Below are 12,983 nucleotides of genomic sequence, written 5' to 3' on the forward strand. Positions count from 1 at the left end.
CTACAGAAGCTGTATTTTATAACAAATGTAATGACAGATTTTGTAGAATAGTAACAAATAAAATAAAATTTGTCAACTAAAGTAAACATGGCTTTGGTACTTCAAACATTTTTATATCTTTAACAAAAAATTATAGTGAGCTTGGCTTTGTTGGCACAGTTTTTACCGTAACTTAGATTAAAAAATTTGATGAATGCTATTATTAAGTTTATGAAAAGAAATTATAAAATACTTATAGCCGTATTATGCTTGTCCTTAACCTTGTTTGCTTTTAAAATTAATGCAGATAAGCAAGATGATCCGGATCCAAACAGAGATAAAACGCTTTTAGAATTGCTTGCTTTTGTTATTGAAAAAGGACATTATAGTCCTGCTGAAATAAATGATGAGTTTTCTAAAGGAATTTTCAAGGATTATATTGATGCGCTTGACCCTTCAAAAAGATTCTTTCTGCAGTCTGATATTGATGAATTCAAGCAATATGAATTGATGCTTGACGATCAGTTTTTAAATAAGGATCTTACTTTCTTCAATCTTACTTATACAAGATTGATGAAACGTATGGAGGAAAGCAAAAAACGCTATAAAACTATTTTAGCTCAACCTTTTAATTATAATGTTGATGAGACTTTTAATGCGGATTATGAGACGTTGCCTTATGCAAAAAATCTAACAGAAATTAATGAAAGATGGAGAAAGCAAATTAAATTATCTACGCTTTCATCTCTTGTTACAAAACAAAAGCTAGAAGAAGATAAGAAAAAAACAGATCCTGCTTATAAAGTAAAATCGTTTGAAACTTTAGAGAAAGAAACTCGTGAAAGTTCACTAAAATCTTTAGATGATAACTTTAGTCTTATTAAAGATTTAAATAAAGAAGATTGGTTTTCTGTGTACGTAAATTCTATTATGACACGTTTTGACCCGCATACAAGTTATTTTGCACCAGAAGAAAAAGATCGTTTTGATGTGAATATCAGTGGAAAATTAGAAGGTATTGGAGCAAGATTAACCAAGAAAAATGATTTTACTCAAATTGATGAATTAATTTCAGGAGGTCCGGCATGGAAAGGAAAACAACTTGAAGCGGGAGATTTAATTTTGAAAGTAGCACAAGGAAACGAAGAGCCTGTAGATGTTGTGGGAATGCGTTTGGATGATGTTGTGAAAAAAATTAAAGGACACAAAGGAACGGAAGTAAAACTTACCGTTAAAAAAGTTGACGGGAGCATCAAAGTTATTTCTATTATAAGAGATGTTGTTGAAATCGAAGAAACATACGCAAAATCAAGTATCGTAGAAAAGAATGGATTGAAATACGGAGTAATTTATTTGCCTAAATTTTATATCGATTTTGAAAATAAAGATGGTCGCGATGCAGGAAAAGATATCGCTCTTGAAGTAGAGAGATTAAAGAAAGAAGATATTAACGGAATCGTACTTGATGTTCGTGATGATGGTGGTGGATCTTTGTCTACAGTTGTTGATATTGCAGGTTTATTTATTGAAGAAGGACCAATTGTTCAGGTAAAATCTGCAGGAAAAAAGAAAGAAGTTTTATACGATAAAGATAAAAAGATAGAGTGGGACGGACCATTAGTAATTATGGTGAACAGTTTCTCAGCTTCGGCTTCAGAAATTTTGGCTGCTGCAATTCAGGATTATAAACGTGGTATTATCATTGGAAGTAAGCAAACTTACGGAAAAGGGACAGTACAAAACGTTCTTGATTTGAATCAATTTGTTCGTAATGCAAGTTATGGAGATTTAGGCGCGCTGAAAATTACAGGCCAAAAATTCTACAGAATTAATGGAGGTTCAACCCAATTAGAAGGTGTTCATAGTGATGTTGTTATGCCAGATCGTTATGCATATTTAAAAATGGGAGAACGCGATATTGATAATGCAATGCCTTGGGATAAAATTGATCAGGCTGATTATAATACATGGACAGGAAACCAAAAATTTAATCAGGCAATTGCCAATAGTACAACCAGAATTGCTCAAAGTCCTCAATTTAAATTAATTGAAGATAATGCAAAATGGATTGATATTAAAAACAAAGAAAACACTTATAGCTTAAATATCAATAGTTTTAAAGCTACACAAGAGCAAGTTGAAAACGAGGGTAAAAAATATAAACCAATTTCAGAATACAAAAACAATCTGGTTTTTAAATCACTTCCTTACGAAGAGCTTGAAATTAAAAATGATGTAACTTTAAAAGAGAAGAGAGAAGCCTGGCACCAGGCATTATCAAAAGATGTTTATGTAGAAGAGGCATTAAATGTTTTAGATGATTTACAAACTAAAGGTAATGTTGTAAAAGGTACTTCATCTAAAATGAAAAAAGATAAATTAGTAAAATCTTAATTTCTTAGAAAATTAATTTGTTATAAAAACGCTCCGAAAGTTTATATTTACGGAGCGTTTTTTTTATGAACTTTAATTAAAAATAATATGATAAAAAGTCTTGTGTTTAGTTTGATGGGCTTGGCATTGTTTTCTTGTAAAAGTGATGTGAAGGAAAAAAATGAAATTATAGTTGAAGAATCTGAAAAAGATAATTCACCATCTTTTGTTTCAAGTCAAAGTAGTACAGATTCGTTTTATAATACTTCTTATTTGCCAACCTCTACAACAAATCAAATTGTAAAGCATAAGTATTATACACTATCATATAATGAAAAATATGAGCAGGCTGAATGGGTTGCCTATGAATTAAAGAAAGAATATTTAAAAAATAATGATTTTAAAAGACCTTATTTTGTTGAAGATCCAAATGTAACAACAGGTTCTGCTGATTGGAGAAATTATAAAAATTCAGGATATGACAAAGGCCATTTATGTCCGGCTGGAGATATGGAGTTTAATAAAGAGGCTTATAATGATACTTTTTATACCTCTAATATTTCGCCTCAAAAACACGATTTTAATAGTGGGATCTGGAATAGATTAGAACAGAAAACACGTTATTGGGCAGGAAAATACAATGATGTGTATGTCGTTACAGGAGGAATCCTGAAAGAGTCGGATAAAAAAATAGGAACAGAAAAAGTATCTGTTCCTAAATATTTTTATAAAATCATTTTGGCTAAATCAGGAAAAGAACATAAAGCAATTGCTTTTTTAGTTCCGAATGAAGATAGCGATAAGTCACTTTATGATTTTGTAGTTTCTATTGAAACTGTAGAAAAAATGACCGGTATTGATTTCTTTCCGAATTTGAAAAATTTAAAAAGTAGTAAGGACTTTTAAGTCAGCGATAGTTTGCGTTGGATTTTCGGCTTTAAAAACAAAGCTTCCTGCAACTAAAACATCAGCTCCGGCCTCTACTAATTGTTTTGCATTTTTATTGGTTACACCACCGTCAATTTCAATAATTGTCGAAGCGCTTTTTCTTGTAATTAAATCTTTTAGCTTTGTAACTTTAGCATAAGTGTTTTCGATGAAAGATTGTCCTCCAAAACCAGGATTAACGCTCATAATACAAACTAAATCAATGTCATTAATAACATCTTCTAATAGATCAATATTAGTATGAGGATTAATGGCAACCCCTGCTTTCATTCCTTCAGCTTTAATGGCCTGAAGTGTTCTGTGTAAATGTGTACAGGCTTCGTAATGTACACTTAAAATATTGGCACCTAAATCAGCAAAAGTTTTGATGTATCTGTCAGGGTCTACAATCATCAAATGTACGTCGATTGTTTTTTTTGCATGTTTAGAAATTGCTTCCAAAACTGGCATTCCAAAAGAAATATTCGGAACAAAAACTCCATCCATAATATCAATATGAAACCAATCAGCCTCGCTGTTATTGATCATTTCGATATCACGTTGTAAATTGGCAAAATCAGCTGCAAGAACAGAAGGAGCAATAAGTGTATTCTTCATTTTGTGTAGTTGTGTGTGTTATTTTTTGCAAAGGTAGATTTTAGTTTGCTTAAAATGAAATTAGATTTCATTTTTGAACCATTAAGAGGTTAAGAAAATTAAGTTTTAGATGCTTAATTAGCTTGCTTTTCAATTGATTGGATTTTTCTTAATGAATCTTAATCTCTTAATGGTTCAAAAATTAAAAATAAAAAACTCCGGTAATCAGCCGGAGTTTCAATCATCAATCAAAAAACGAACAGTCAATCAAACTGTTGTTTACGTTAAAAAGGTTTCAAGTTTCAAGTTTCAGGTTACTCAAAGCAACCTGAAACTTGAAACCTGAAACAAAATATTATTTATCCTAAATAGGTTTTAAGAATTTTACTTCTAGAAGTGTGTTTTAATCTGCGGATTGCTTTTTCTTTAATCTGACGAACACGCTCACGAGTTAGGTCGAAAGTTTCTCCAATTTCTTCTAAAGTCATTGGGTGTTGATCTCCAAGACCAAAATACAAACGAACAACATCTGCCTCTCTAGGAGTTAATGTTTCTAATGAACGTTCAATTTCAGTACGTAATGATTCATGAATTAATTCTCTGTCCGGGTTTGGAGATTCTCCAGAACGTAAAACGTCGTAAAGGTTAGAATCTTCTCCTTCAACAAGAGGTGCATCCATTGATAAGTGACGACCAGAGTTTTTCATAGACTCTTTTACGTCATTTACAGTCATGTCAAGTTCTTTTGCAATTTCTTCAGCAGAAGGCGGACGCTCGTTAGATTGCTCTAATAACGCATACATTTTGTTGATTTTATTGATAGAACCAATTTTGTTTAATGGTAAACGAACAATACGTGATTGTTCTGCCAAAGCCTGAAGGATCGATTGACGAATCCACCAAACTGCATAAGAGATAAATTTGAAACCACGAGTTTCATCAAAACGTTGAGCTGCTTTAATTAAACCTAAGTTTCCTTCGTTAATTAAATCGGGAAGTGTTAATCCTTGATTTTGATATTGTTTAGCAACCGATACTACGAAACGTAGGTTGGCTTTTGTAAGTTTTTCTAAAGCTCTTTGATCACCAGCCTTTATTCTTTGTGCTAATTCTACCTCTTCATCAGCGGTAATTAGGTCAACTTTTCCGATTTCTTGTAGATATTTATCTAACGATGCAGTTTCACGATTGGTTACCTGCTTGGTGATTTTAAGTTGTCTCATTGTATTGTCTCCTTATTTTTAAAGTGTACAATTAGTTATACGTAATAAGTTATGAAAAAGTTACAAATATTTTGAAAAAAAATAAAAATTCCCGTTTCTAAAATGTAGAAACAGGAATTTTTATTTTAATAATTTGGTCTTTTAGTTTGATTTTGAGTCTTTTATCTCGATAATTTCTTTTAAAGAAACCGGTGATCCGTTTTTCGCAAAACCTTCAAGTCTTACTTCAAAAGTTCCTGAAAGATCTGATGTGTAAAAAGAATTATTATTCTTGCTGTTTAAAGCCACTTCAGGATTCCAGAACAATTGATTTCTGAAATCTGGAATTCTTGCGTTATCACTAGAATTAGTATACTCTATTTTGTTGTATAATTTCTTCGGCTGTGATCTTAGTATAGTAGGTTTTGCGATAAAGCTTCCTTTTTGTGTGCTTTTAAAATCTTTATCAAAAGTGGTGAAACTCACCAAACCGTTAAAAGATTTTGAACCTACATAATATCGTCCAATAATTACATCAATTTTATAAACGTTCTTCATGTTGTAAATCATCAAATCATTTTGATTTTCTAAATACAATCCATCAACCAAAACTAATGCAGCATCAGGTAATTGAGGAAAAACGCTAGGATCGTTTACGTGTAAATAAGTTTTGTCGCCAACTTGTTTATGGTAAACTTCTGTAGCTACCTCGGTCATTGTTTCTTTTAATGTTTTAAATCGGGTAAAATCATCCAAAACATATTCTTTTGCAAGAGGATAATAAAACGTTTCCAGTGTTGGTGTTTTTTCAATGTTATCAACTTTTTTATGATAATAAGCATTTTCAACCTGACTTGAAACCGATCTGTCCAGAAGGCTTTCTTTAATTACATAAGATAAATTAGCGTTTTGCTCATAAGATAGTTTTGAGTAATCTATTTCCGGAGCATTATTTATAGTTAGGTTATAATTAATCGCTTTTTCATCAATTATCTGAACAATAATATCCGGAGTGTAATATGTTTTATTTATGTTGAAAATAAAATTTCCTTCAGCATCTGTTTTTACTACTTTAAATGCAAAAGATTTTCCCGGAAGTGATAAACCAACGCTTATATCTGCGATTTTATCGCTGCCATTTTGTGCTCTGATTTTTCCAGAAATAGTTTCCCCTCTTAATTCAGGCAGAATTATTTTCTGATCTTTATTTTGTAAATCAAGCAATGCCGGATATGATGACTTTGTCGCAAAATCTGTGGCAGAGATTTGACTTTTAGTAGGTATATTGTCTAGCTTTCTAACGGATAAAGAATAATTTCCATCTGCAAAAACTGCATTTGAAGATTCAATTTTCAAATCAACTAATTCACGATTTGAAAATGTTTTTTTATTCAAATTAAGTTTAACATTTTCGTTTGTGATACTGCTTTGATTTGATGCGGTTTCTGAACTGTTTGAAGAACTAACGGCGCTTGAAGTTAAAGCATTTTCAGAAGTTCCTTTTTCAGTTATTTTGTATGGATTAACGATATTGATCTCTAGCTGAAATAATTCAGAAACAGGTTTGTTTAACATCCAGTTTGTGTAGCCAATCAGTTTGTAATTTCCGGTTTTTAAAGTTGTAGCAATAAAATAATCCCCTTGGCCAACCGAGTTTTCCAGCGAAACTTTGGTTTTAAATACCGATTTTTTATTGTTGTCTACAAGTTCAACATAAGCTACTTTACTAATATTGCTGGGTGTTTTATCTGTAGATTTTAAACAGTAAATTTTATACAATAGGGTTTCACCCGAAACAAATGTTGTGGCATTTGAATGAATGAAAACAGTCTCATCTAAAGAGATGGTTTGCTGTGCGCCGACGAATTGTGTACTCACGAGTACAAACAATGCTATAAGGTGTTTTATTCTGTCCAAAATGAAGGTATTATGTTAGATGAAAATGATGTGCAATCTCCGCATTCTGCGTCTACTAGTCTATAATTTAGTGCGCTGTTACCAATGTACGTCATGAGGTTTCTATTGATGTTATAAATCATACTTTCTCCTTCACATCCTTCTCCTCCAAAACAAAACAAAAAAGGAATGTCTTCACATGTATTGAAGTAAGGTGCTGGTTTGGCAGGAAAAAAATCATTATAATTAAAAAATATCCTGGTTTCAGAGTAAGAAGCAACATCAAAAAAGCCAATGACTTTGGTGTTAGAATCACTAATACATTTTATATTCCCTGATAATAAACCAGGCTGTTTTGGAGATAAAATACTTGATGATCCTGCTATATCTCTTAATATTCTATGGAAAGTATAAGCTTCTAAGTTTTCAATGTATTGTTTAACCAGTATACTGTATCTGTGACCAATGATATAATTGTCTTCTTGTATAAAACGAATTGGCAAGTTTACTCTGTCTTCTGTCTGATTGTTAGTATTGACTAAAATAATATCGCTCGATTTTTGAGTCGAATAACAAATTCTTGTACTTGGATCATTATTAATCAACGCAACTGTTTGTGGTCCAGTTGTTATAATTTTTAAAGAATTCCATCTTGGCACAACAATTTTATAAGTTTCTTCATATTCATAACGATAATATTTTGAACTCTTGTTTTCATCATAACTATTTACATTAATCTGAATTCCTGTTTCATTATTCTTATTTGTTGCAAGTGAAGGCACAACGCTTTCAATTGGATTTACAGCCGTTAATGTTTGTGGAGTTGATTGGTAAATTTTTCCATCTTTTGTAGTGATATCCAATGTGTATTGTCTGTCAGGAGCTGCCGCAAAAACAGTTTGAGATTTGTAAGTTCCTGCATTTTCTTCAAACAAATATTCATTGTTCTGATCATCTTTAACGACAACTTTTGCACCAGTTTCTGTTTGAACTCCTTCATCTTCAAATCGGGAAGTTTTGGTAATTTTTATTTCCTGGTTCTTAAGTTCATTCGTTAAAGTGGCTTCAACAACAATTATTTCTTCATATGTATTAGTCAAAAGCGGATACGTTTCTGTGCACCCCGTAATCAGGATGGCAAGAAAACTAAAAAGGATTATGTTTTTTATTTTATGAATTTTCATTACTTAAATTTTGCACTTTTTGATTTAGAAACTTTTCATTTTTTTATTAGAATCGAAAATGTTAATCTGTCCAGAAAGTTGGTTTTATATTCGATGCAAAAGTGGTACAATCTCCACAAGGAGCATTAACCCAATAGCTAAATGAACCTCCGTCATCTAAACCTGAAAAATAGCTTATAATATTACGCCCTAAATCTTCTGTAAAAGGAGCGACGTGTGTACATGGTTCAGGAACAGTTCCATTTTCAGGACTTCCATAACAATATTCCTGACAATCAGCAACATATGGGGGTGCGGCCTTACCAGGGAATAAATCATTATAATTAAAATATATTCTTTCTGTTGATACTGAAGCAACATCGAAATATCCCACTATTTTATTATTTAAATTGTTGACAGATTTTATGTTTCCCTGTAAAAGTCCAGGTTGCGTAGGAGATAAAATGCTTTCAGGACCTGATAATTTTTTTAAGGTTGTATAGTAATTAAAGGCAGCTAAATTTTCTATATATTGTTTTACCAGAATACTATATCTGGTTGTCATTATATAATCCTGATCACTAATGAATCGTGCGAGAAAATCAACACGATCTTCACTTAAATCATTTGTATTAACTAAAAGAATGTCTGTGTTTTTTTTACTACCATAACAAACTTTTGTATCTGGTGAATTTGTAAGGAAAACGAGAGAACCAGTATTGCTTAATACCGCTTTTGTTGGTCTCCATTTTGGAGTGACAATCTTATAGGTTTCCTCATATTCATATCGGTAATAGGTTGATGCGTGTGAAGCATCATAACTTTTTATTCTAATACCTACTCCATTCACATTATCTTTAGCTTCAACTGCAGCAGTTACCTCTTGCATCGGGTTTATGGTAGTTAAAGTTTCGGGAGATGATTCAAAAGATCTTCCATCTTTGGTATTAATATGTAGTTGATATTTTCTTTCTGGTATAGCCTGAAATTCTACTGTAGAAATATATTTTTCAGCATCTTCTTTAAAGTTATACTGATTACCGGAATCATCTGTTATAAAAACCTCTGCGCCACTTTCAGGAAGATAACTTTCATCCTCAAACTTGGCAGTTTTAGTGAGTTTTATTTCCTGTGTTTTCAATTCATTAGTTATAGTAGCTTCTACGACTAATGCCTCTTCATAACTATTAGTTAGCAACGGATATGCTTCTGTACAGCTATTACAGAAAATAACTAATAGAGTGAAAACCAGAATATTATTTAGTTTATAATTTTTCATTTAAAATTTAAAATTATAAGTAATACTTGGTACAGGTATTGAGAAAATAGATGTTTTATAACCTTTTACTTTTCCACTTTGGTCAGTGACAAAATAAATTGAGTACGGATTATTTCTTCCTAAAACATTATAAACTGATATGTTCCAGAAGCTATGAGCCAGTTTTTTTATTTTATGGTTTCCTTCAATATTAATTCCTATATCCAGACGAATGTAGTCAGGAATTCTATAGGCATTTCTGTCACTATACAATGTATATTGTGCATTTCCGTATTGATAAGTTCCAATAGGATAAGTAATAGGTCTTCCGGTTTGATATAAGAAATTGGTTGATAAACTATAACGTCTTGTAAATTTATAATTTAAAATCGCACTTAAATCATGAGGCTTGTCAAAATTTGCAGGGAAATAATTTCCGTTATTTACTTTTTCTGAACTAAACTGGCTGTCAAGTTTAATAAGCGTGCGTGAGTACGTGTAGCCAATCCATCCGTTTAATCTTCCGGTTGTTTTCTTCAATAAAAGTTCAACTCCATAAGCTTTTCCTTCGCCTTGCAATAATTCTGTTTCTACATTTTCGTTTAAAACAAGTTGTGCTCCAACTTTGTAATCAAGAATGTTTTTAGATCTTTTGTAGTACCCTTCAAGACTAATTTCATATTCTTCATCTTTTAGATTTTTAAACAAACCTAAAGAAACTTGTTGGGCAGTTTGTGGCGCAACATTCGAATCTGATAATTTCCAGGTATCTGTAGGTGATTGTGTTACATTACTTGATAAAAGGTGAATATATTGTCTGGTCATGTCATAACCAGCTTTTATCGAGAAATCTTCGGTAATAAAATAACGTGCTGCCAAACGAGGTTCGAGGCCGCCATATGTTTTTATGACTTCATTTTTTTTATAATGCGTAGTTCCGGTTACAGTTTCGTTGCTTAAAGGCAATCCGTCCTGGTAAGAATTTATATTGGCTTCTCCCAAAGCTGCATAATAAGAATATCGCAAACCTAAATCAAGCAATAATTTATCGCTTAATTTATAGCTGTCGGCTAAATAAATGGCAGATTCTAGTGCCCTTTCTTTTTCAATGTCGGTTGAAAGTAAAAGAGATTCAGGGTTTTTAGGATGTTGGTATCCTGGAGAAATATTATATAATTTACTTGCAATACCGTATGATAAATTGTGTTTTGGAGTTAATTGATAATTAAATTTCAATTGTACTTGCGATTCATTTACTTTATATCCAAAATCAAATGAATCAACGTTATCCGAATCATAGTCAATATTAAACTTGTATTCACTGTTTGTGAAAATCAAAGCTGCTTTGCTTTTTTTGTTGAAAGTATGATCCCATTTTAATGAAGCAAGTCTGTTGCTGTATTTATAAATAGAATCTGTATCCAAACTAAAACGGTCATGGCTATAATAAGCAGTAGCTTCAAGATTGTTATTGCTGTTAATGGCATTGTTGTATTTAAGGATTCCGTCATAAAAACCAGCTTGGCTATTTTTAAGATTTTCATCATCTAAAGATTTTAAAATCCAATCTGAATAAGTTGCTCGACCTCCAAAAATAATACTTGATTTGTTTTTTTCGATTGGTAAACTAAGTGTAAGGTTTGATGTAATTGGACCAATTGCCCCTTCACCTGAAAACTTTTCGGGATTTCCGTTTTTTGTACTAATATCAAATACAGATGAAAGTCTTCCACCAAAATCAGCAGGAATACTTCCTTTATAGATGTCGGCTTTTTTTGCAGTATATGGGTTTATGGCAGAGAAAAAGCCCAGAAAGTGTTGTGGATTATAAAGTACAGCATTGTCTAAAAGGATTAAGTTTTGATCGTCTTTTCCTCCTCTGACATTGAATCCCGCCGATCCTTCTCCCGTAGTTTTAATACCCGGAAAAGTAGTTGCAACTTTTAAAATGTCTCTTTCACCAAGAATTAAAGGAACATTTTTTATTCCTTCAATATCAATGGAAACCAAGCCCGAAACAGCAGTTTCAGTTTGTTTTCTTCCTTTTTTATTAATTACAACTTCATCTAACTGATTTGATTTGTCGTTAACATTAATATCAAAAGTACCATCATCATAAACCATTAAAGTTTTGGACACATCCTTGTGGCTTAATGATTTTATTTCGATAACATTGATTCCTCTTGGAAGTTGTAAGGTATAATTTCCATCAGGATCACTTGAAGTACTGATGTTTTTATTTTTTACTTTAACATATATGTTAGCTTCGGGTTTACCGGTTTCGGCATTTTTTATCGAACCAGAAACAGTATAATTTTTCTTGGTTACATCCTTATTTTCCTTACCAATAAAAACAATTGAAGCTTTTTTTGTAACGCTGTAACTGTTTAAAGAATCATATTGTTGATAAAAAACAGGATTGTCAGTATTATTATCGTTGCTCGGAGTCTCAATTGGAGCGTCAGAAAAATAATTAGCAGGCAAATCATCGTGAATTGTGCTGTTAAGTGTTAGAATGATTTTGTTTTTTAAAATGATAAAATTTAAATCCGTTTTATTTAGAATTTTATCCAGTATCTCATCAATTTTAACATCGGTATAAGTTCCGTTTATCAATTCTTTATTGGCGCCAACCCATGTAGGATCGAAATAAATCTTGTAAGATGTTTTTGTTTCAATTGCTTTTAAGGCACTCTCTAAAGTTTCATCTTTAAAAGTAATAGATATTTTCTCATTCGAATTTTGGGCAACAGATAATTGAAATGAGAATAAAATAATTAAGGCGAGTAGAAATTTTTTCATTTGTCTTATTTGGTTTGAATGGAAAGAGAATTACTAATATATTTCATCAAATTTCTCATAAATTGATTTTCATCAGATTTTCTAAGTTCTCTATTCATTAAATAAAACCCATTGATTTGTTTTTTTTGATCTGGAAACAGTTTGATGATATCGTTTTTGCTTTTTATAGAATAAATTTTACCTTTTAAATCAAGAAAATATGACATGCTTTCTTTAAAAGTATAAAGTAATACACCTTCATTTATCGATTTTATTTGGTTTTTATGATGTTTAATGTAAAATATAAAATCAGGCGAAATTTTGTTTTCTTCATAGTAACCTGCTGTAAATTCAGGAACCGCCGGATCTTTTTTGTCAATATTTACAAAGTTTTTATCTTTAATAGAAAAAGAACTAACTTTTGTAGTGATAACATTTATACCAACACTTTCTGATTCTCCAAAAGGATTTAAAACTAAAATATCTCTATAAATATCATATTTTAGTTTTACGTTGTAATATAATTGACCTTCATAATTAAGGGTCCCTAATTCGTATTGGTCAATATAATACAAATGACTATCTCCGGTTGTTCTGTAAGGATTGGTGTGCGGGATGCCGTTAATGATGTCCAGATTCTCTTTCCCTATTGTTTTGTCAAACCAATTGTAAATAGCAACATCGTTGCTTGTTTGACTGTGAATAGTGAAAATGTTTAAGAATAATCCAAATAAAATAAGGAATGCAGATTTTTTTTGATAATTTTTCAAAGGATTGTGTGGTTTTAATGTTTTGTTTTGGCGATTC

Annotated in this window: 9 protein-coding genes; 2 read left to right on the plus strand and 7 right to left on the minus strand. The window is 31.5% G+C overall.

Annotation, left to right across the window (positions count from 1 at the left end):
* Window positions 1-189: 189 nt before the first annotated feature.
* On the plus strand, window positions 190-2,373 hold the full coding sequence (locus tag SD960_RS08835; RefSeq protein ID WP_318802317.1) for a carboxy terminal-processing peptidase: 2,184 nt from the start codon (window positions 190-192) through the stop codon (window positions 2,371-2,373).
* 87 nt (window positions 2,374-2,460) lie between these two features.
* On the plus strand, window positions 2,461-3,258 hold the full coding sequence (locus tag SD960_RS08840; RefSeq protein WP_318802318.1) for a DNA/RNA non-specific endonuclease: 798 nt from the start codon (window positions 2,461-2,463) through the stop codon (window positions 3,256-3,258).
* Here the strand turns inward: SD960_RS08840 and rpe are convergent.
* From rpe to SD960_RS08875, 7 genes are all read right to left on the minus strand, one after another.
* Window positions 3,235-3,897 (minus strand): ribulose-phosphate 3-epimerase, encoded by a 663-nt coding sequence (gene rpe, locus SD960_RS08845; RefSeq protein WP_318802319.1) that lies wholly within the window; start codon window positions 3,895-3,897, stop codon window positions 3,235-3,237. The genes SD960_RS08840 and rpe overlap by 24 nt on opposite strands.
* Before the next feature lie 338 nt (window positions 3,898-4,235).
* Window positions 4,236-5,099, minus strand: coding sequence for an RNA polymerase sigma factor RpoD/SigA (locus tag SD960_RS08850; protein WP_007804760.1), 864 nt, complete (start codon window positions 5,097-5,099; stop codon window positions 4,236-4,238).
* Window positions 5,100-5,240: 141 nt separating this feature from the next.
* A complete protein-coding gene (locus SD960_RS08855) occupies window positions 5,241-6,995 on the minus strand; it encodes a hypothetical protein (RefSeq protein WP_318802331.1) in 1,755 nt (584 codons plus the stop codon).
* Window positions 6,983-8,158 (minus strand): DUF4249 domain-containing protein, encoded by a 1,176-nt coding sequence (locus tag SD960_RS08860; RefSeq protein ID WP_318802332.1) that lies wholly within the window; start codon window positions 8,156-8,158, stop codon window positions 6,983-6,985. The genes SD960_RS08855 and SD960_RS08860 overlap by 13 nt, the downstream gene beginning before the upstream one ends.
* A gap of 61 nt (window positions 8,159-8,219) precedes the next feature.
* Complete coding sequence (locus tag SD960_RS08865; RefSeq protein ID WP_318802333.1) at window positions 8,220-9,416, minus strand: DUF4249 domain-containing protein; 1,197 nt, start codon at window positions 9,414-9,416, stop codon at window positions 8,220-8,222.
* Entirely contained in the window at window positions 9,417-12,197 is a 2,781-nt protein-coding gene (locus SD960_RS08870; RefSeq protein ID WP_318802334.1) for a TonB-dependent receptor domain-containing protein, read from the minus strand.
* 5 nt (window positions 12,198-12,202) lie between these two features.
* Entirely contained in the window at window positions 12,203-12,946 is a 744-nt protein-coding gene (locus SD960_RS08875) for a hypothetical protein (RefSeq protein WP_318802335.1), read from the minus strand.
* Window positions 12,947-12,983 lie beyond the last annotated feature (37 nt).

The organism is Flavobacterium sp. MMLR14_040 (assembly GCF_033657265.1).
In the GTDB taxonomy this organism is placed as follows: Bacteria; Bacteroidota; Bacteroidia; order Flavobacteriales; family Flavobacteriaceae; genus Flavobacterium.

Bases quoted from the DNA above. Each gene is read 5' to 3' on its own strand.
- SD960_RS08835 (WP_318802317.1), top strand. From the start codon at position 190: ATGAATGCTATTATTAAGTTTATGAAAAGAAATTATAAAATACTTATA.
- SD960_RS08840 (WP_318802318.1), top strand. From the start codon at position 2,461: ATGATAAAAAGTCTTGTGTTTAGTTTGATGGGCTTGGCATTGTTTTCT.
- rpe (WP_318802319.1), bottom strand. From the start codon at position 3,897: ATGAAGAATACACTTATTGCTCCTTCTGTTCTTGCAGCTGATTTTGCC.
- SD960_RS08850 (WP_007804760.1), bottom strand. From the start codon at position 5,099: ATGAGACAACTTAAAATCACCAAGCAGGTAACCAATCGTGAAACTGCA.
- SD960_RS08860 (WP_318802332.1), bottom strand. From the start codon at position 8,158: ATGAAAATTCATAAAATAAAAAACATAATCCTTTTTAGTTTTCTTGCC.
- SD960_RS08865 (WP_318802333.1), bottom strand. From the start codon at position 9,416: ATGAAAAATTATAAACTAAATAATATTCTGGTTTTCACTCTATTAGTT.
- SD960_RS08870 (WP_318802334.1), bottom strand. From the start codon at position 12,197: ATGAAAAAATTTCTACTCGCCTTAATTATTTTATTCTCATTTCAATTA.